General features: G+C 43.0%; 15 protein-coding genes and 1 rRNA gene. 9 read left to right on the top strand and 7 right to left on the bottom strand.

The window, feature by feature from the left end; all coding sequences use genetic code 11:
• The first annotated feature begins 9 nt into the window (after positions 1–9).
• Positions 10–2,193 (top strand): glycosyl hydrolase family 28 protein, encoded by a 2,184-nt coding sequence (locus ACST14_RS05035; protein ID WP_459461196.1) that lies wholly within the window; start codon positions 10–12, stop codon positions 2,191–2,193.
• Here the strand turns inward: ACST14_RS05035 and ACST14_RS05040 are convergent.
• Positions 2,180–4,870, bottom strand: a complete 2,691-nt coding sequence (locus ACST14_RS05040) for a glycoside hydrolase family 2 protein (RefSeq protein WP_459461198.1) — start codon at positions 4,868–4,870, stop codon at positions 2,180–2,182. The two genes, ACST14_RS05035 and ACST14_RS05040, sit on opposite strands and share 14 nt — an antisense overlap.
• An 86-nt stretch (positions 4,871–4,956) precedes the next feature.
• Here ACST14_RS05040 and ACST14_RS05045 point away from each other — a divergent pair, with 86 nt between their 5' ends.
• A complete protein-coding gene (locus ACST14_RS05045) occupies positions 4,957–5,982 on the top strand; it encodes an NAD(P)H-dependent glycerol-3-phosphate dehydrogenase (RefSeq protein WP_459461200.1) in 1,026 nt (341 codons plus the stop codon).
• Here ACST14_RS05045 and ACST14_RS05050 read toward each other — a convergent pair.
• The 4 genes from ACST14_RS05050 to ACST14_RS05065 form a co-directional block, all read right to left on the bottom strand.
• Entirely contained in the window at positions 5,974–6,369 is a 396-nt protein-coding gene (locus tag ACST14_RS05050; protein WP_459461202.1) for an HIT family protein, read from the bottom strand. The genes ACST14_RS05045 and ACST14_RS05050 overlap by 9 nt on opposite strands.
• 1 nt (position 6,370) lies before the next feature.
• Positions 6,371–8,332: a KUP/HAK/KT family potassium transporter gene (locus ACST14_RS05055; RefSeq protein WP_459461205.1), complete on the bottom strand. Its 1,962-nt coding sequence runs from the start codon at positions 8,330–8,332 to the stop codon at positions 6,371–6,373.
• A gap of 196 nt (positions 8,333–8,528) precedes the next feature.
• Complete coding sequence (locus tag ACST14_RS05060) at positions 8,529–9,893, bottom strand: hypothetical protein (protein WP_459461207.1); 1,365 nt, start codon at positions 9,891–9,893, stop codon at positions 8,529–8,531.
• On the bottom strand, positions 9,890–10,564 hold the full coding sequence (locus ACST14_RS05065) for an AlbA family DNA-binding domain-containing protein (RefSeq protein WP_459461209.1): 675 nt from the start codon (positions 10,562–10,564) through the stop codon (positions 9,890–9,892). The genes ACST14_RS05060 and ACST14_RS05065 overlap by 4 nt, the downstream gene beginning before the upstream one ends.
• Before the next feature lie 137 nt (positions 10,565–10,701).
• Here ACST14_RS05065 and ACST14_RS05070 point away from each other — a divergent pair, with 137 nt between their 5' ends.
• From ACST14_RS05070 to ACST14_RS05080, 3 genes are read left to right on the top strand one after another with little or no spacing between them, the layout of a single operon-like run.
• Positions 10,702–11,394 carry a phosphoadenylyl-sulfate reductase gene (locus ACST14_RS05070; protein ID WP_459461211.1) on the top strand — a complete coding sequence of 231 codons (693 nt, stop codon included), beginning with the start codon at positions 10,702–10,704 and terminating at the stop codon, positions 11,392–11,394.
• A gap of 3 nt (positions 11,395–11,397) precedes the next feature.
• Positions 11,398–12,312, top strand: a complete 915-nt coding sequence (gene cysD / locus ACST14_RS05075) for a sulfate adenylyltransferase subunit CysD (protein ID WP_459461212.1) — start codon at positions 11,398–11,400, stop codon at positions 12,310–12,312.
• Positions 12,313–12,333: 21 nt separating this feature from the next.
• A complete protein-coding gene (locus ACST14_RS05080) occupies positions 12,334–13,584 on the top strand; it encodes a sulfate adenylyltransferase subunit 1 (RefSeq protein ID WP_459461214.1) in 1,251 nt (416 codons plus the stop codon).
• Positions 13,585–13,586: 2 nt separating this feature from the next.
• Here ACST14_RS05080 and ACST14_RS05085 read toward each other — a convergent pair whose 3' ends face one another.
• Complete coding sequence (locus ACST14_RS05085; RefSeq protein ID WP_459461216.1) at positions 13,587–14,018, bottom strand: sterol desaturase family protein; 432 nt, start codon at positions 14,016–14,018, stop codon at positions 13,587–13,589.
• A 103-nt stretch (positions 14,019–14,121) separates the two neighbouring features.
• Between ACST14_RS05085 and ACST14_RS05090 the strand changes: the two genes are divergently transcribed.
• The 4 genes from ACST14_RS05090 to ACST14_RS05105 are packed head-to-tail and all read left to right on the top strand — an operon-like array spanning position 14,122 to position 19,989.
• A complete protein-coding gene (locus tag ACST14_RS05090; protein ID WP_459461218.1) occupies positions 14,122–16,746 on the top strand; it encodes a valine--tRNA ligase in 2,625 nt (874 codons plus the stop codon).
• A complete protein-coding gene (locus tag ACST14_RS05095) occupies positions 16,746–17,750 on the top strand; it encodes a gliding motility protein GldB-related protein (protein ID WP_459461220.1) in 1,005 nt (334 codons plus the stop codon). Before ACST14_RS05090 ends, ACST14_RS05095 begins: the two co-directional genes overlap by 1 nt.
• Position 17,751: 1 nt before the next feature.
• Complete coding sequence (locus ACST14_RS05100; protein WP_459461222.1) at positions 17,752–19,560, top strand: ABC transporter ATP-binding protein; 1,809 nt, start codon at positions 17,752–17,754, stop codon at positions 19,558–19,560.
• Positions 19,561–19,989, top strand: coding sequence for a Fur family transcriptional regulator (locus ACST14_RS05105; protein WP_459461224.1), 429 nt, complete (start codon positions 19,561–19,563; stop codon positions 19,987–19,989).
• Between the two features lie 118 nt (positions 19,990–20,107).
• Here the strand turns inward: ACST14_RS05105 and rrf are convergent.
• Positions 20,108–20,219: ribosomal RNA gene (gene rrf, locus ACST14_RS05110) — 5S ribosomal RNA — on the bottom strand.
• Positions 20,220–20,230: the final 11 nt, after the last annotated feature.

Below are 20,230 nucleotides of genomic sequence, written 5' to 3' on the forward strand. Positions count from 1 at the left end.
TTAGATCTTATGAAATACCTGCTTATCCTTTGCGCATTCCTATTTAGTTTTACAGCCTCTGAACCGATGCGCGTTTTCCTCATCGGGGATTCAACGATGGCGGATAAAGTGTCAGCCGATTTTCCAGAGACAGGTTGGGGGATGCCTTTTGCTACCTTTTTTAACGAAGCAGTTGAGGTGCAAAACCACGCCTATAATGGCAGAAGTACGAAAAGCTTCCGTCGCGAAGGCCGTTGGGCGAAGGTTTTCAATCAAATCAAAAAGGGAGATTATGTGTTGATTCAGTTTGGCCACAATGATGCCAAAGTATCCGACACTAGCCGCTATGCCCCAGCGCAAACCGATTTCCGCGAAAACCTAGTGCGCTATGTACGCGAGACTCGTTCAAAAGGAGGTATCCCGATTCTATTAACTCCAACCCAACGTAGAAAATTCGATTCCACTGGCGTTTTCGTGGACCAACATGCCGATTACCCTTTTGTAGTTCGCGAGGTGGCTGCGGCTGAAAAGGTGCTTTTAATCGACATAGAAAAGGAAAGCAAGAAATACATTTCAGCCGAAGGACCAGAAGGCGCTAAGAAGATGTTCCTTCATTACCCAGCGGGTATCTTCAAGAAATTCAGTAAAGGGGTGGCGGATGATACGCACTTCTCTCCATTTGGCGCTATAAAAATAGCGTCCTTTGTCGCTGAAGGCATTTTAGCTTCGAACGAACACTTGCGTAGCTTCCTTAAGAAGTCATCATTCTCGCAGAAATACGTTTTTGAATTACCGAACGTTGCGACGACGGCATTTAAAAAGGATACCTTTAATATTGTTGCCTATGGAGCGTCGTCGTCCGCAAGCAAGTTAAACACCTCATCCATTCAACAAGCCATTGACATCGCCGCCAAGCAAGGAGGTGGCGTGGTGCGCGTGCCGGCTGGATTTTGGCTAACAGGAGCCATCACTTTACGCTCCAATATCAACTTCCATTTAGATGCGGGTGCCATTTTACAATTCAGCTCGGATGCTGCGCAATATCCATTAGTCAGAACCAACTGGGAAGGGGTTGCAGCGATTAGAGCACAATCACCGATCACGGCGATAGGCGAACGTAACATCGCAATCACGGGTGCCGGTATCATCGATGGCGCTGGTGAGGCGTGGAGACCGGTGAAGAAAGGAAAGTTAACGCCGGGAGAGTGGGATAAATTAGTTCGCTCCGGTGGCGTTTTAGACGAAAAAAAAGATACCTGGTATCCGACTGAACGCGCATTAAAAGGTTCTAAGATGGATCAGCCGGGCGTCATCGCTGCTGGTTTCAATGAGGCCAAAGCCGAAGAAATCAAAGAATTCCTTCGCCCCAATATGATCTCAATTCGCGAATGTGAGCAGATACTATTAGAAGGAGTTACCTTCCAAAACTCTCCAGCCTGGAACATCCACCCGCTACTTTCTAAACACCTAACAGTAGAAAACATCACGGTTAAAAACGCTTGGTTCGCGCAAAACGGCGACGGTATCGACATCGAGTCATGTGAATATGTGTCCGTTCGCAACTCCCGCTTCGACGTAGGCGATGACGGAATCTGTTTAAAATCAGGTAAAGATGCGGAAGGCCGTAAAAGAGGCCGACCAAGCGCACACATCACCATCGATAATTGTGTGGTATTCCATGGCCACGGTGGCGTCGTAGTAGGTAGCGAAATGTCTGGTGGAGTGCATGATCTTTTCGTATCCAACTGCCAGTTCTTAGGAACCGATGTGGGTCTGCGTTTCAAAACAGCCCGCGGTCGCGGTGGTGTAGTAGAGAATGTCTATATCCAAGATATCAGCATGAAGAACATTGCCGGCGAGGCCATCTTGTTCGACATGTATTACCAAGGAAAAGATCCCGTGGCTACTTTTGGAAACGGAAGCGAAACACCTAAAATCGAAAGCAAACCCGTCGATGCCGGCACGCCACAGTTTAAGAATATCTACGTAGACCATGTCGTAGCCAAAGGTGCGGAAACCGGATTACTCGTGCGTGGATTACCTGAAATGCCGATCCACCACATCTTTCTTTCTAATCTAGATATCGAGGCGAAACAAACCTACCGCGTGATCGAAGCCACGGATATTCAATTAACAAACGCTAATTTTATTCAAACCGGAGATAAGAAACCGGAGTTAATTAATGTGAAACGCTGGAAACTTATCGCTCAATAATGATACTCGGATCAATCACATAACGGCCGGATTGATCTCCATATAGCGATAAACCGCCTTCTGTGGCCTCGAATCGCAAGATCAATTTTCCTGTTTTTGCTGCTTGCTGCCAAGCCGAAGCTGGGACAACACCTTGGACTAAATAGCCATAGGTTCCCGCCTCATCTAACTTGTTATTGCGCGCTTGGTAATGCCAAGACAAAACACCTTGGTGGTCCGCCGGATCATCTGCTAAAATGGTTTCATTAGCCACGATACCATTTGCGCTCACTTTCAATTTCGCGGTCGAAGTATAGCGATCCGTTTGTGGATAGGCATTGGGGTTTACTCCTGGATCAAAGGTTCCTTTACCTAACATGTAGTCGCCATCCATTTTCCCGGCGTCATCGCGGTCTTTGCCTAGAATCGGTTTTGAAGAAGCCTCCACTAAGAAACGAACTTGTTTGACACCTTCCGTGCCAGCAGTGGGGAAAGGAATTTCATATTCAAAATAACCCGCACCTGCCCCATTTAATTTATGTCCTAATACGCCTGCCCATTGTTTCTTCGGCCAGCTAGATGAACTGTAAAGCTCCACGGGTACCGAAATTAATTGACCTTTGGTAGGTTGCGTGTTCCCTTCTTCCACGATGAGGTGAACAAAGTTGCGGTGAACTACTTTTCCAGTTGTGTTCAATAACTCAAATGCCAGCGTATTAATGGATTTATCCGCAGGTAAAGTAATCGCCAATGAATCGAGCGCCCTCACATCCCAAGGGGCAAAAGTTAAAGCCTGCGTTTTCACCCAATGGTTCAATTTCTCCCCTGCCGCATTCGTTCCTGACAAAGTCATTTTCATTGTTAATGATCCCGCCTTATCTGTAAGCGAAGAAAGATGCAGTGGAATCTTGATTTTTTGGCCGGCTTTACCTGCCCAAGTAATTTCCTGACCTGTGGAAAGATAGAATGGACTATGCAAATCGAGTAGAGACATCCCGGGAACGATCGCATTTAAGCCTGTTTCCTTCTCTGTTCGATCAAATTTATAATACCCGTTCCACTCGTTAATCACATCGTGGTGTTCGGTATACAGCCAGCCCGCCATCTTCGGATGATTACGGAAGGAATTCATCGCCTTGTGGTAATCGTAGGTATAATCGACATCCCCCGTACTTCCTTGGTAGCCCCAGACATTCCCAAACTCGGAATTAATCATGGGCTGAGTGCCCTGCTGGTAGCCTTTCTCGAAATTCCACGTACTTCCTAGGTAGGTCTTAGCAGAATATTCGTCTAGCATTTTATCCCATTCATAGCCCGCCTGATAAGCGTGCCAAGAATTGATATCGGTCTCTGTGTGACCTCTACCGCAGCAAACGGAATTGTCCTCGACGAGGCGAGTGGGGTCTAGTTTTTTGGCCAAATGATAGACCGATGCCACCCATTTCTGAGTTTCTGGGGTATAAATAGCCTTTTTATCCTTGTGTGTAAATAAGCCCCACGTCTCATTAAACGTGATCCACGAGAAAATCGCCGGGTGATTATAATCGCGTTTGATCATCTCGTGCAAGGTATATTCCGATTCCTTTTGCATTTCCGCCTCCGGATCACCCCACGAATTAGGCAGGTCTGACATCACCAAAAGGCCCAATTTATCTGCCCAGTAAAGCTTACGAGGTACATCCACTTTAATGTGCGTCCGAATTCCATTCAAACCAATTCGTTTACTGCGCACGATCTCGTCCTTCATAAATTGATCGGAGGGGAAGGTGTAAAAACCAGTCGGATGGTAGCTTTGATCCAAAGCCAACTGCACATAGACGGGTTTATTATTCAAACCGATATACGGAATCTTAGAGCCTGGCAAATTCACCACGGAGATCTTGCGCATCCCAAAATACCCCTTAACCACATCATTCCCCGTGGTAATTGTTAATCCGTATAGATAGGGATCTTCTAAAGACCATAAATGCATCATTTTTATCGGAATTTCCACGCTTCCCTCCTGCTTTCCAGCAGCAATCTTCAGCGTGGCTGTTTGGCCATTCGAAAGCGCCACTTGAACCGATTGTTCCTTCGAGACAGGCGCTCCTAGATACACCTTAACCTGTGCCTTTTTCGCATCAATATCCGGATTAACGGCATAGTGATCGACGAAATTAGAGCCCCTAGCCTCCAGATAAACCGTCTGCCAAATCCCTCGGGCATTTCCGTACCCTTGCTTACCATATAAAGTAAACATCCGGCGTTTATCATCTACTCGAATCGCTAGCTGATGCGTAGAACCTTGCTTCACCCCAGCTAATTCCGCATCGAATGGGGTATAACCCCCTTGGTGGCTTCCTATTTTAACCCCATCTAAATAGATTGAAGTTTCCCAATCCGAGGCACCAATATTCAGAAATATCCGTTTGCCAGTCCAAGTAGCCGGAATGGTAATGGCCTTATGGTACCAAGCCACATCCGCCTCATCTTTCACTTCTGACAATGGAGATCCCCAGGGGAAGGGAACTAGAATTTTTTTCGCATATTGAGCGGGTACCGTCAAAGATGAATCAAAGGTGAAATCCCAATAGCCATTCAAATTCAACCATTGAGTCCTTTCAAGGTCTGGCCGAGGGTGCTCTGGAAGAGGTTGTTTATTTTGAGCTTGCGCATAGAAACACAGGCCTGCTAACAGGATGATATAGATTTTTTTCATAGGTTTAGATTTTTGCACCAGGCTGGCGCAGCTACAAATTTGGCAAAAAAACCGGGATATTTATCAAATAAGCGTAATTTTACAGGATGAGTCAATTAGAGGAATTAAAGAAAAAAATCCCCACCCAGGTAGCTGTGTTAGGAGGAGGAAGTTGGGCCACGGCTTTAGTGAAAATCCTTTCTGAAAATAATGTGAAAATCAAGTGGTGGATCCGCCGTAAATCAGACGTCGAATTCATTCGCAAATACAATCACAATCCGAGTTATTTAACGGATGTGGCCATTAATCCTCGAAGAGTTAAAACCTATAGCAAAATGGTAGATGCCTTAGCTGGTGTCGAATATATCATTTTAGCGGTTCCTGCGGCTTTCATCCCCAGTACCTTAAAAGACCTAAATAAGAAACATTTCGAAGGCAAAAAAGTGGTTTCTGCTATCAAGGGCATGATTCCTGAGGAAAACCTCCTAGTGACAGATTGGATGGAGCGTGCCTTTAATTTACCTTTAGGCCAAACCTGTGTCATCGCCGGCCCTTGCCATGCGGAAGAAGTGGCATTAGAAAAGCAATCGTATTTAACGATTGCGTCGCCTGATTTAGGTTTAGCGCAATCTTTTGCTAATCTGTTGAATGGCCGATTTTTACAGGCACATGCCATTCAGGATCTGTACGGAGTGGAATATTGTGCGGTTATCAAGAATATTGTGGCGATGGCCTGTGGTATTACGCGTGGGTTGGGTTTTGGGGATAACTTCCAAGCCGTACTCGTGAGTAATGCCATGCAGGAGATCAAAATATTTTTAGATGTGGTCTATCCGGAGAAAAATCGCGATTTAAATAGTTCAGGCTATTTAGGGGATTTATTGGTGACGGCGTATTCGCAGTTTTCTAGAAATAGAACTTTTGGCAATATGATCGGCCGTGGATATTCGGTGAAATCTGCTCAGATTGAGATGAATATGATCGCTGAGGGTTATTACGCCGTGCGCAGTATTTACAGCATCTCGCGTCAGCACAACATCAAATTGCCTATTATTGAGGCGGTATATAACATCGTGTACGAAAAGGCGAATCCGATGGTCGAGATGAATAAATTGAAAGGCTTCTTAAAGTAAGTAGGAGCGAATTAATTCAGCTGTTTTTGCCAAAGATTCCGCAGACGGCTTCATCTTCTCCTGCGAGAAATTAATGTCCAACATTCGATTCATCGGTACTAAATGCACATGAGCATGTGGCACCTCTAAGCCAATGACCGCCACTCCTACCTTTTTGCAAGGAATGGCCTTCTTAATAGCCGGCGCAATCGTCTGAGCAAACTTCATTAAGTCCCCTAGCAATTCTGGCTCTAAATCGAAGATGTAATCTACGTCCTCTTTCGGAATTACCAAGACGTGACCTTCCACTAAAGGCATTACATCCAAGAAGGCTAAGAAGCGATCGTCTTCCTTGATCAAATGACAAGGAATTTCTTTGTTGACAATTTTGGTAAATAGCGTGCTCATCTTAATCTATTCGCTTCAAGTTACATTTCGTAATCGGCTTAATAATCAACGGCACCTTCTCTAGCTTCACCGCATCAGAATCTAAGCCAAAATACTTATCCTCCGAGTGCGTAAACTGCTTCACGAAGAAATAAGCCTTCATGACCATTCTGTCTAATAATGGCAATTCATTATCAAATGATAAGAATTTCTCCAAAACAACGAAACGGAAATCCCCGATTACATTCTGCTCATTCAACGACTTATAGCGAGAGGTGATATCCACTTCCCCGCGAGAAACCATCTCTTCTACCACCTTGCGGAAGTACAAGTTAATGCGCTGCTCGACGCGGAAACCTAATTTGAAATTGACTTTAATAATATCATCCCGTTCGATAACCGTCACCTTATAATCCATAGTATATGGTTCATCCAAGGTATCCACATGGACGAACCAATAGATGTCCGCACGCTTAGGGCGTCTTTGGAAAATAGAATAAATAATCTTCGATTCAATATCTGTCACACGACCCGCATTCGACATAAAGACTAAGTGCGTCGCGTATTTCGGAATCGTTTCATCTTGACTTAATTCTTTCAAAGGCTCGATATAATCCGATAATTTCTCATACTCGGTTAATTTCTTCTTAATGCGGGTAGCTCTATGCCAAACCCACATGATGAAGATAATTACGCCTGCGATAAACAAGGAAACATAACCTCCATGCCAGAATTTCTGCAAGTTAGCGACTAAGAAGGACCCTTCTATGGATACGTAAACGACAAGGAATAAAACAATCCACCACATGTCTATTTTTCGCATGTGTAAATAATAGGCCATCAAGGAAGTGGTCATTAACATGGTCATGGTGATGGCAAGTCCATAAGCCGCCTCCATGTTCGCTGATTCTTTAAACCATAATACAACGCCCACACATCCCATCCACAATAAAATATTGATAGAAGGAACGTATAATTGTCCTTTTTGGTCTGATGGATAAACTAAACGTACACGAGGCCAAAAGTTCAATCGAATCGCCTCGGAAATCAAAGTAAATGAACCTGAAATTAAGGCCTGCGAAGCAATAACTGCCGCAGCAGTTGCAATCATAATACCGCTGAAAAGAAACTCCCGAGGCAATAATTCAAAAATCGGTTTGCGAACACCTAACAAATCTCCTTGATGGGCTAATAACCAAGCCCCTTGTCCGAAATATTGTAAAACCAAAGCTATCTTCACGAAAATCCAGCTCACCCGAATATTCTCTCTTCCACAGTGACCCAAATCAGAATACAAGGCTTCTGCACCCGTAGTACATAAAAACACAGCTCCCAAGGTCCAGAATCCTGCTGTTCCCGATTGATGTGTGGTCAATAATTCCCACGCATACACGGGAGACAAGGCTCTAAAAATGGTCCAATCTTGACCTATCCATATAATACCTGTCAGGGCTAACATAGAAAACCATACCAGCATTATAGGACCAAAAAGCTTACCTACGACCTTAGTTCCGAAGATTTGGAAGACAAATAGTGCCGTTAAGATGACGATAACAATAGGAACCGTATCCGTTACATAAGGGGTTCCATCTGGATGATGCAACATTTTTAATCCTTCAATCGCGGAGGACACTGAAATAGGAGGTGTAATAATTCCATCCGCTAATAAGGTAGCCCCACCGATAATCGCTGGAAAGGTTAACCATTTCGCATGACGTCTAACTAAAGCAAAAAGGGCAAAGATCCCGCCTTCACCCTTATTATCCGCCTGTAAAATTAAAATCACATACTTTAACGTAGTCTGTAATGTCAATGTCCAAAAAATACAAGATAAGGCGCCTAAAACGGTTAATGAATTAATAGGATTATCTCCAATAACTGATTGCATTACATACAAGGGAGAGGTTCCAATATCCCCGTAAATGATCCCCATCGCCACTAATAAACCGGCTGCGGTGGCTTTACTTCTGTGTTTGTGTTCCATTTTTAATCTCTAGGGAGTAAAAGTCTTATCAAGCGGCTTTGTTTTTATAAATATTAAATGCAATTAATGCTAAAAATTGTACTATTTCTATCTGTTTTCTTGAAATATTCCAAGAAACGGACGCAAATATAGTTCAATGTTTTAGATATCAAATAGCTTTATAAAACTTTTCAAGAAAACGCTAAATGCTTGCGAATTAACGCTCATAATAATACCCAAAAATGATATCCATTTCATCTTCAGAGGTCAAACCAAATCCAATATTTTTAGCGGTATCATTTACATAGGTCGCAACTGATGTTAAACCCTCCCCCGCTTGTAACAGAATGGGCGTATCGTAATTGATTACTTTCGGGTGTGCCCAGTCCGTATTTTCATAAATAACTTCTCCATCACGCGCGCCACCTTTAATTTTAATTTGGAATAATTTACCTCTAGCATGGTAATGAGACGTCAGGGAGACAATAGCCACCGGCTTATCAAATTTAAAATCCCGTGTAATCGTTGTTGTTTGATTCGCGGGTAAATTAAAACTGGTGACATTAAAATCGATCATTTGAACGACCTTCTTTACCTGATCAGCGGGTACCGTATAAAGATTCACATAGTTTTCCCCATATAAATTACCTGTAGTCTTATTAAAATAATGTGGATTCAAATCAATGGATGCATTTGTAGGAAGCTGTAATGCTATCCCTGCAGGAAAAGTATAATCCGAATTAGGGTCTGTCCCGCCACCTAAAAAAATATGATTTGACATTTGAATTACTGTTGCGATATTCAGAGAGTTGTCTAAATTTCGTAAATCGCGAACATCATCGAGCGCAGGCAGTGTGGATTTAGACCTAAAGTCATACAGAACCATGTGGTGGCTGTTAGCTCTGGATTTCAACTTTATGCGCGATACATAAATGGGCGCGGAATTATTAAGTGGCCGACGAATAAATAATTCTCGCTCAAAATTAGGCGGAATTACAAAACGATCTACCTTTAGCTGGATGCCTGTTTTCCCTTCCTCTACTGGCGATGCCAAAGGAGCAAAATTCGCATCCTCTACATAACTCGGCGTCGTATCATCGAGCAAACTTGCGTCAGCAACGGATCCTGTCAAAGGTGCCCCTGCGTCAATCCACTTTTGAACAAAGGTTAAAACCCCCTTACTGAGCGGCTTACCCCCTAGAGGCATCGGCGCACCATAATTCAATAGGCCGTGATGACTCAAATCCCAATTTAGTTTATGATAAAATAAGCTTTCGCCAGAGGCAAATTTTCGAACACGTAAGACTGAATTCTTAAGTGCAACCGAATTAACGGAGGCTACTCCCACTAAATTAGCATAAGAAGTCCCTTTCGTAAGTACTAAACCATGCTGTGGAAAACTGGCATCCTTATTTGATAAATGACATCCAGAACTAGCGCAACTCGGTGTCAATAGTTTATCTTGTAATAGATCAAATGACGATGTCATCGTGATTTGTGGTGCAGGCGTAATACTTTGATCGTTTGCCTCTTTAGAACAGGCAAATGCCAAAACAGCCAAAAATAATATCCATTTTTTCATCGCAACGAATAGTGATCTTGATTTTCTCCAGGTTCAATTTTAAGTACCCTACTTAAAACGAGCAAAACTAATTTACGGGATGCTAACCAAATGGGCAAATTACATTGAAGCGCAAATTCGGAAAGGGAAATTTGTTCTGTTACGCGCAAATATTCCATCAACCAGCGTTCTGTATCCCCATAGGCAAAAGACAATCCCTCTTCATTTTCTCTCCGAAGAATTTGTTTCATTTCCTTACTTGCTTGAATCGTCCGATCTTTAACACGCACATAACAAACGGGATTAGGATCCGTATCTAATTGAACAAAATGTGGCTTATCTACACTCTCAAAAACATGATAAACTAATACCGAACGCCCATTTTCTAAAGGTATCTGATACACATGGTAGGTGAATGAGGGAAAGCAATAGGAAGAAATAGCCTTTTCTAACAAGAATTGATCTTCATCCACAAACTTAGAGCCCTCCACTTTTCCATCATCCGAAACACCTATAAACAGGTGGCCGCCGTCCGAGTTAGCAAATGCAACCAACTCCTTAATTATTTTTTCAGGAAACTTGACCTTCATCTTAAACTCCAGACGTTGGCCTTCCCCATGACGCACCAAATGCTTTAGATTTCGTAAATCTAAAAACATTTCTGCTTCATCTTCGGCAGATTGTTCTAACAAAATTTTGTCTTCCGCTCGCATTGCTTATAAACTCAGGTCAATTTAAAGAATTTTTAAAACAAATGTGTGTTACTTTTTTATTTACTAGTATAGTTATTCAATAGACATTGTGTACCTTTGTCAAAATAGTAACAAATATGGTTCCCGAAAACCTCGAAAAAGAACTCCTTTCTAGAAACTTATTGGAGCGAATCCAGTTCATCGCACACTATTTTGCGGGCGAAAAAATGGTATTTTCTACGTCATTTGGCCAAGAAGATCAGGCAATTACCCACGCAATCGCCAGCACAAACTCACCTATTGAAATCTTTACGCTCGATACAGGTCGTCAATTCCAGGAGTCCTATGAGTTAATGGATTTAACCGTAAAAAAATATTCGCTTTCTCTAAAAACCTACTTTCCCTCCACTCCAGCAGTCGAGAAAATGGTTGAGGAGAAAGGATTTAATTCATTCTATACCTCTGTGGAGAACCGAAAAGAATGCTGTTTTGTTCGAAAAATGGAGCCTTTGTCTCGCGCAATCAGTGGAGCGAAGGTCTGGATTACCGGATTAAGAGCCGAACAATCAGAAAACAGAGCGGATATGCCCATTTTAGAATGGGATGAAAGTCGCCAATTATTCAAGATCAATCCGCTGATTGATTGGTCATTTGAAGCTTTAGAAAAATACCTAGTAGAACATAAAATTCCCCAAAATCCCCTACACAAAAAAGGATTCGTTTCGATTGGATGCGCACCTTGTACCCGTGCCATCGCTGAAGGTGAACATCCGCGTGCTGGTCGTTGGTGGTGGGAGAATTCACAAAAAGAATGTGGTTTACACGCCTAAGTTATGCAGACAATACAAGACAAAATCGGTCATTTCCCGAGACAACTGGAGGACGAATCTATTTACATTTTAAGAGAAGTGGCGGCGCAATTTGAGCGTCCAGCTTTACTTTTCTCTGGAGGAAAAGATTCCATCACTTTAGTTCGTTTAGCCCAAAAAGCTTTTTTCCCAGGTAAAATTCCTTTCCCTTTGGTTCATATCGATACCGGACATAATTTTCCAGAGACGATTGAATTTAGAGATTGGTTAGCCAAAGAAACGGGAGCAGAATTAATCGTTCGGTATGTGCAGGATTCCATCAACCAAGGGAAAGCAACAGAGGAGTCGGGGAAATATGCCTCGCGAAATGTGTTACAAACCGTCACTTTATTAGATACGATAGAAGAATTTAAATTCGACGCTTGTATCGGTGGAGCAAGACGCGATGAGGAAAAGGCGAGAGCGAAGGAGCGGATTTTTTCTGTACGGGATGATTTTGGTCAGTGGGATGCGAAACGCCAAAGACCCGAATTATTCGATATGTTAAACGGCCGCATCGCGGTGGGCGAAAACGTGCGCGTGTTCCCTATCTCGAACTGGACGGAATTGGATGTTTGGAACTACATTAAAGAAGAAAAAATGGAAATCCCGAGTATCTATTACTCCCATCAACGCCAAGTAATTGAGCGGGATGGAATGCTTTGGGCAGATTCAGACTATTTAAATAAAGAGGCGGACGAGATTCCTTTCAAGGCTACCGTACGTTTCAGAACGGTGGGAGATATGACCTGCACCGCGGCTGTGGCATCGGATGCGACTGATATCGATGTGATTATTGAAGAAATTCTTTCGGCAGAAATTTCAGAACGAGGCGCGCGCATCGACGACAAACGCTCGGAGGCCGCAATGGAAAAGAGAAAACAACAAGGGTATTTTTAATTCAATCACAGACAAGAACACATGGATATTTTACGCATAGCTACCGCAGGTTCCGTTGATGATGGAAAAAGTACCTTGATCGGCCGCCTGTTATATGAGACTAATTCGATTACAAAAGATAAAATTGAGGCTTTAGAAACTGCCTCGAAACGCAAAGGATTAGATTTTTTAGATCTCTCTTTATTAACCGATGGATTGATTGCAGAGCGCGAGCAAGGCATCACTATCGACGTGGCGCACATCTATTTTTCCACACCTACCCGCAAGTATATTATTGCGGATACACCTGGTCACGTGGAATACACGCGTAACATGGTGACAGGCGCCTCGAATGCGAAGGTTTCCTTGATCTTAGTGGATGCCCGTCAGGGGGTAGTAGAACAAACAGCGAGACACTTATCAATCGCGGCGATGCTGCGCATTCCTAAAGTGATTATTTGTGTGAATAAGATGGACTTGGTTCAATACCAGGAGTCTACTTTTAATGCCATTAAAGACAGTTTGGCGGAATTAGTTTCCCAAACGACTTTCGCCGGTCAAGAGATTAGCTTCCTGCCTATTTCGTCTTTATATGGCCAAAATATCACGCAAAAAGCAAGCGAAATGCCTTGGTTTAGCGGTAATACGCTATTAGGCGAATTAGAAGCCTTTGAATATGCCTCTACTCTAGCGCATGCAGCGGCGCGTTTCCCTGTTCAATTCGTTGTTCGACCGATGAGCGAAGCCTACCACGACTACCGTGGCTATGCGGGTAAAATCAGTTCGGGTACTTTCAAAGTAGGCGATGTAATTCGCGTCTTGCCGACGGGTCAAGAAAGTACGATAGCGACGATTGAAAAATTTGAAACTAAATTGTCGCATGCCATCGCTGGGGATTCCGTAACGATTACCTTGACGACAGACATTGATATTTCTCGTGGAAATACGGTAGTGCTGGCTTCGGAAGATCAGCCGCCGCAGCTAAAAGATTTTTCTGCTCAAGTTTGCTGGTTAGATCATACGGCCTTAAGCCCCGGTAAAACTTATTTATTGCAACATGGTATTCATACGACGAAGGCCAAAATCTCGCAAATCACAGCCCGCCTAGACGTCGCGACACAAAGCGCAACTGAAGGGGTATCGACTTTGCAACTGAATGAAATCGGAACGATTGCCTTGCGCACAGCGCAGCCAATTAGCGCAGATCGATATGCCGCTAATCCAGCAAATGGCGCCTTTATCCTGATCGACGAATTTTCTAATTCAACGGTAGGCGTAGGTTTCGTCAACTAAATTTATTGGTATTTTTTAGGAGCGTAGAGGAAGCCAAAAGCCTCTGCGCCTTTTTTTGTGTGCACCTCATGGTGAACATAATGCGCTTTCATGATGCGCTTCATATAGGCCGACCCTGCCTTGTATTTAATCTTGATTCTGCGGTGTACGATGATATCGTGGAAAATAAAGTAGAATATACCGTACGTCGCAATCCCTAATCCGATGTAAAACAAGGGCCAATATTCTGGGATTTCAGCTCCCACGATAATAGTCAGTGTGGAAGAAATTCCAAAAACAACCGAGAATAAATCATTTTTTTCCAAGACATCCTTGTGGTGAACGTGGTGAGATTCGTGCCAATTCCACATAATCCCATGCATAATGTATTTATGCGTGAACCAAGCCACTCCTTCCATTCCCAAAAATGTTCCTAACCAAAGTAAAATTCCCATGTTTACTGTTTGTTCTTTGAACCAAAATTACGGCGAATTGTTTTAAAAATCCATCCCTACCTTTGGCCTAAATCATTTATCTTTGTAGGCTTAGAATACACATATGATAGATAAGAATTACGCCCCGCAGGAAATTGAGCAAAAATGGTATGCCTACTGGTTAGAAAACAAGCTTTTCGCTTCGAAACCGAACCCAGAAAAAGAGGCTTATACCATTGTTATTCCTCCTCCTAACGTCACTGGGGTACTACATATGGGCCATATGCTGAATAATACGATTCAAGATGTGTTGATTCGTAAAGCGCGGATGGAAGGTAAAGAGGCCTGTTGGGTTCCCGGAACGGATCATGCGTCTATTGCAACTGAAGCAAAAGTAGTGGCGATGCTGAAAGAAAAAGGTATCTCTAAAGCCGATATAACTCGAGAAGAATTCTTGAAATATGCCTTCGAGTGGAAAGACAAATACGGCGGAATTATTCTAGATCAATTAAAAAAAATAGGCGCCTCGTGTGATTGGGATCGTACCCGTTTCACGATGGAACCCTCTCTATATCAAGCCGTAATCGATACTTTTGTTCGTTTATATAACAAAGGTTTAATCTACCGCGGGGTGCGTATGGTGAACTGGGATCCGCAAGGAAAAACGGCTGTATCAGACGAAGAAGTAATTCATAAAAATGTTCAGGCTAAATTATACCACATCCAATATCCCCTGGTGGATGGCAGTGGGTCGGTTACGATTGCTACCACACGTCCTGAAACTATTATGGCGGATGCGGCGATCTGTGTGAATCCTGCGGATGAACGCTATGTTCATTTACATGGCAAGAAAGTACGTATTCCCTTAATAGATCGTGAAATCAGCATTATTGCGGACGAATATGTGACCTTGGATTTTGGAACGGGTTGCTTAAAGGTGACACCTGCCCACGATTTGAATGACTACGAATTAGGTCTGAAGCATAAATTACCGGTTATCGACATCTTGAATGATGACGGAACCTTGAATGAGAAAGCCATTTTATTTGTAGGGGTGGATCGTTTCGAAGCGCGCAAACGCATCGTGAAGCAATTAACGGAAGAAGGTTATTTGACCAAAACGGACGAATACAAGTCGACTGTGGGGACTTCAGAGAGAACGGGTGCGGTTATCGAGCCAAAGCTTTCTTTGCAGTGGTTTATGAAGATGGAGGAGATGGCAAAGCCAGCTTTAGACAACGTGATGAACGACAACATCCAATTGCATCCGGCGAAATTCAAAAATACCTACCGTTCCTGGATGGAAAATGTGCGCGATTGGTGTATTTCTCGTCAATTGTGGTGGGGTCAACAAATTCCTGCTTTCTATCTTGAAGACGGAACACTGATCGTAGCAAAAGACAAAAAAGAGGCCTTGCGCATCGCTCGAGATAAATACCAGTTATATGCTTTGGTAGAAGATGATTTGACACAAGATCCGGATGTTTTGGATACCTGGTTTTCGTCATGGCTATGGCCCATTTCGGTTTTTGATGGTATTGAAAATCCAGATAATGAGGAAATTAAGTATTATTATCCAACCAATGACTTAGTGACTGGCCCAGATATTTTATTCTTCTGGGTAGCACGTATGATCATGGCGGGATACGAGTGGAGAGATGAATTGCCGTTTAAAAATGTATACTTAACGGGAATTGTGCGGGATAAACAAGGTCGTAAGATGTCCAAATCGTTAGGCAATTCGCCTGATCCTTTGGAATTAATCGAGCGTTTCGGTGCCGATGGGGTTCGTTCGGGATTATTATTCTCGGCACCTGCAGGTAATGATTTATTATTCGATGACAAATTATGTGAGCAAGGACGTAATTTCTCGAATAAGATTTGGAATGCCTTCCGTTTGTTACGCGGTCTAGAGGTGGTTACGGGTGAATCTTTACCCGAACACGTTTTAGCTACCGCCTGGTTTGAGTCTAAGTTAAACCAAACCATTATCGATGTTCAAGATCACTTCAGCAAATTCCGCATTTCAGATGCCTTATTAAGCATTTATGAATTAGTATGGGATGATTTCTGTGGCAAATACCTCGAGATCATTAAGCCCACCTACCAAAGTCCGATTCACTCTGCAACGCTTAACGCGGCGCTCGGATTATTCGATTCTTTGATGCGCTTGATGCATCCCTACATGCCATTTATTACAGAGGAAATCTGGCAAACAATCGACGAACGCGAAGCGGGGGAGTCTATCTGCAAGGCGGAATTCCCTAGGGCTGGTGTCGTGAACGCTGCTTTAGTCGCTCAATTCGATGTCGTTTTCGAAGTGGTGACGAAGATTCGTGAGATCCGTAATTCGAAGCAATTGTCACCTAAATTGGCTTTGGCTTTGTGCATAAAGGCAGATAATTCGGCGGCATATGCGCCTGTGGAGGCGATTATGATGAAGCTAGCGAATTTAGAATCCATCACTTTTGTTTCAGACGCTATCGCAGATGCCCAAACCTTCGTGGTGAAAGCAGATCAATTCTTCGTTCCATTAGCGAATGAGCAGGATCCGGCTGTCGTGAAAGCAGAATCTGAGAAAGAATTGGTTTATCTGTTAGGTTTTAAAAAGTCAGTAGAAGCAAAATTAGCGAACGAGAAATTCGTAGCGAATGCCCAAGCGGAATTAGTCGAACGTGAAAGACAGAAATTAGCAGATGCGGAAACCAAGATTCAATCCCTACAAGAATTATTAGCTCGTCTAGGATAATGAAAATTCTTTACGCACTTACTTTCAGTTTGCTGGTTTGGTCTTGTTCTTCAGAAAAAGAAGCGCCGGCCATTCAATGGGATTTTGTTCGGGTGGAACGCTCCATGGCAGCGGTAAAATCCGATGCAGAAATGAGTGCCTTACTGAGTAAACATCCTGAAATTAGCGTGGGGTATTTTAGTGCTACACCAGGAAATAGCCCTTTATTAGCGCAAGATTTATTTCGATTGTATGCGAACCCGTCACTGCGAAAATTCTATGATCAAAGCCAGGAGGCTGCTTTTTTCGGTGGTGATGCGCTAGAAAAAGAGCTAAAAGAGGCCTTTACAAAGATTCAACAAGAATTTCCAGGGGTGAAAACGCCCAAGATAAGAACCGTTTTTTCTGGTTTTGGCGGAATAGGTGGAGGTGAATTTACGGCACAAAACTTAGTGGTGTCTGACTCCCTCATAATTGTAGGACTTGACTTTTTTATGGGTTCTCGCGGACTTTATAAGGCACCCAATGTATATGAATACCAGCTGCGTAAACTAGAACCGAAAGCATTAGTGGCTCAAATTATCCTTCAATATTCCGCTTATCTTATCAAACAAACAGACAACGATGTCAGTTTATTAAGTGATATGATTTGGTATGGAAAGGGCTACGTATTCACAAAGACGATACTGCCTTCTGTTCCCGATAGTCTACTATTCGGCTATACGCAACAAGAATTAGCCGAAACGAATGCCTTCCAAAGTGAGGTTTGGGAACATTTTATCGATAAAAAATTATTATTCAGCGGCGATAAAATTCTCAAGGCAAAATACTTAGATGAGCGTCCGAAAACATCTGAAATAGGGCCAGCTTGTCCCGGTGGAATCGGTCGTTGGTTAGGCTGGAGAATTGTGGATTCCTATTGGAAACAAAAGCCTAAAACTACATTAGCAAAGATATTGACTGACCCAGAAGCAAATCGAATCTTTTTAGATTCAGGCTACCGCGGCGAAGCAGATAAAAAATAAGATGGCAAAAAAGCAACATGGTGATATAGGCGGAGGAATAGATCCCAAAGATGCCGTTAAAGTGAGTAAACAAGGCTTATCCAAGGCCTTCAAAATTTTTCAATTCGTTATTCCCTATAAATGGACTTTCATCGTAGGGATGATGTTCTTGTTGCTTTCGAATTTAACGACCCTAAGTTTTCCCCTTTTAATCGGTGAAATGACCAAGGTAATCGAAGGAAAATCTAACTACAAAATCAACGAAGTAACCATTTTCTTCTTTGCTATTTTGATCGTTCAGTCCATTTTATCTTTTTTCCGCATCTATACTTTCGCTCAAGTTTCGGAAAAAGCGATGCGAGATGTTCGTCAAACACTTTATGCTAAAATCATTACCCTTCCCATTTTCCATTTCGAAAAAAGACGCGTAGGGGAACTAATGAGCCGCATTACCTCGGATATTACGCAATTACAGGATGTTTTATCGATCACTTTAGCCGAATTTTTCCGTCAAGTATTTACGCTCGTGGGTGGTGTCGCCTTGATCACCTACATCTCGTGGAAGCTCACCTTATTTATGCTAGCGACCTTCCCCGTTCTGGTGATTTCGGCCATCGTATTCGGTAAATTCATCCGGAAGATTTCCAAAAAAGCCCAAGATGAACTCGCCAATACCAACATCATCGTCGAAGAGACATTGACATCCATTCAAGCCGTCAAAGCATTTACGAACGAAAAATACGAAGTCGACCGCTACACTTCATCCCTAAATAAAGTTTTAGGTGAAGCCTTGAAAGCCGCAACACTACGCGGTGGCTTTGTCAGCTTCATTATTTTTGCCTTGTTTGGCGGCATTGTGGGCGTGGTTTGGTATGGTGCATCCCTGGTGGCTCAAGGTGAATTAATTCTAGCTGACTTATTAACATTCATATTTTATACCGCCTTCATCGGAGGTTCTGTGGGAGGTTTAGGGGATATTTATGCACAATTGCAGAAGACTATAGGTGCATCGGATCGAATTCTAGAAATTTTAGAAGATCCATCGGAGATTGATTTAACACGCGATTCCTCTGCTTCTACAGTCTCATTCGGACAAATAAAGGTACAAGATCTCGAGTTCTCTTACCCATCTCGTCCCTCTGTTAAGATTATTAAAGGGATCAACTTTACCATTGAACCCGGCCAAAAAGTTGCCATCGTAGGAACGTCCGGCACAGGTAAATCTACACTAGCCCAACTATTTATGCGCTTTTACGAGCCTTCAGCGGGCTCTATTTCCTTAGGGGATCGTCCAATTACGAACATTGATATCACCGAATGGCGTAAAATGGTTGCCCTAGTACCACAAGAAGTGCTACTTTTCGGAGGAACCATCCGCGAAAATATTGCCTATGGAAAACCAGGGGCAACGCAAGAAGAAATTGAATCCGCAGCTGAACTAGCTTACGCAAAAGAATTTATCGAATCATTCCCAGAGAAATGGGATACGCTCGTAGGTGAAAGAGGGGTAAAATTATCAGGGGGCCAAAGACAGCGCATCGCTATCGCCCGCGCCATCCTCAAAAACCCCAAATTCTTACTTTTAGACGAAGCGACCAGCGCCCTAGATTCCGAATCCGAAAAATGGGTTCAATCAGCCTTAGAAGAATTGATGAAAAACCGGACAAGTCTAATCATCGCTCACCGACTATCAACCATTCGCTCCGCCGATTTAATCCTTGTCATGGAGGAAGGCAAAATCATAGAATCTGGCTCACATGAGCAATTAATGAAAAAGAAATCGGGTATTTACCAAAATATGGTCAAATTGCAAACCGAACATTTAGGCTAAATGAGTTCATCCTATACACTTTCTGACTTCGATCTTAGACCAACCCCATGTAGGATAGACGTTTTGTCTACTTTTCAAGGCTTCGATTTTGCGCTAAGTCAAGGTGATATCGAACAAAAACTCAGTGACAAATACGACCGTGTAACCATTTACCGGACCTTAAAAACCTTTTTAACCCAAGGTTTGCTCCACAAGGTACTAGATGATAATGGCGGAGTAAAATATGCCTTATGCAAAGAACTTTGCCATCAAGGAGATCATCATCACCAACACGACCATGTGCATTTCAAATGCAATCAATGCGGTCAAACAACCTGTTTAGAAACAGTTCATATTCCTAGCATCGTACTTCCAGCAGGCTTTAGCAAGCAAGAGAGTAATTTATTGATTCAGGGGGTGTGTTCTTCGTGTAAAGTCGCTAGGCACTAGTCGGGAGTCGCTAGCTTTATCTATACTCTTTACTCTCTTATCTCTACTCTATATCTTTTGACTAGCGACTATTATGCATAAAAAAAGACCCACACTTTCGTGCAGGTCTTCTATAATAACTTGGAGCTTACTTACTTTCCCGGGTTTGATCCCAGTATCATCAGCGGTGCGGGGCTTAACTTCTCTGTTCGAGATGGGAAGAGGTGAACACCCGTCCTATCGGCTCCATACTTTTTACAAG

This window comes from Aquirufa sp. A-Brett2-15D (assembly GCF_054558735.1).

What these genes read in the sequence shown, in the direction of transcription:
- ACST14_RS05035 (WP_459461196.1), top strand. Translation starts at nt 10, where the DNA reads ATGAAATACCTGCTTATCCTTTGCGCATTCCTATTTAGTTTTACAGCC.
- ACST14_RS05100 (WP_459461222.1), top strand. Translation starts at nt 17,752, where the DNA reads ATGGCAAAAAAGCAACATGGTGATATAGGCGGAGGAATAGATCCCAAA.
- ACST14_RS05105 (WP_459461224.1), top strand. Translation starts at nt 19,561, where the DNA reads ATGAGTTCATCCTATACACTTTCTGACTTCGATCTTAGACCAACCCCA.
- ACST14_RS05040 (WP_459461198.1), bottom strand. Translation starts at nt 4,870, where the DNA reads ATGAAAAAAATCTATATCATCCTGTTAGCAGGCCTGTGTTTCTATGCG.
- ACST14_RS05070 (WP_459461211.1), top strand. Translation starts at nt 10,702, where the DNA reads ATGGTTCCCGAAAACCTCGAAAAAGAACTCCTTTCTAGAAACTTATTG.
- ACST14_RS05055 (WP_459461205.1), bottom strand. Translation starts at nt 8,332, where the DNA reads ATGGAACACAAACACAGAAGTAAAGCCACCGCAGCCGGTTTATTAGTG.
- ACST14_RS05085 (WP_459461216.1), bottom strand. Translation starts at nt 14,018, where the DNA reads ATGGGAATTTTACTTTGGTTAGGAACATTTTTGGGAATGGAAGGAGTG.
- ACST14_RS05080 (WP_459461214.1), top strand. Translation starts at nt 12,334, where the DNA reads ATGGATATTTTACGCATAGCTACCGCAGGTTCCGTTGATGATGGAAAA.
- ACST14_RS05045 (WP_459461200.1), top strand. Translation starts at nt 4,957, where the DNA reads ATGAGTCAATTAGAGGAATTAAAGAAAAAAATCCCCACCCAGGTAGCT.
- cysD (WP_459461212.1), top strand. Translation starts at nt 11,398, where the DNA reads ATGCAGACAATACAAGACAAAATCGGTCATTTCCCGAGACAACTGGAG.
- ACST14_RS05060 (WP_459461207.1), bottom strand. Translation starts at nt 9,893, where the DNA reads ATGAAAAAATGGATATTATTTTTGGCTGTTTTGGCATTTGCCTGTTCT.
- ACST14_RS05090 (WP_459461218.1), top strand. Translation starts at nt 14,122, where the DNA reads ATGATAGATAAGAATTACGCCCCGCAGGAAATTGAGCAAAAATGGTAT.
- ACST14_RS05095 (WP_459461220.1), top strand. Translation starts at nt 16,746, where the DNA reads ATGAAAATTCTTTACGCACTTACTTTCAGTTTGCTGGTTTGGTCTTGT.
- ACST14_RS05050 (WP_459461202.1), bottom strand. Translation starts at nt 6,369, where the DNA reads ATGAGCACGCTATTTACCAAAATTGTCAACAAAGAAATTCCTTGTCAT.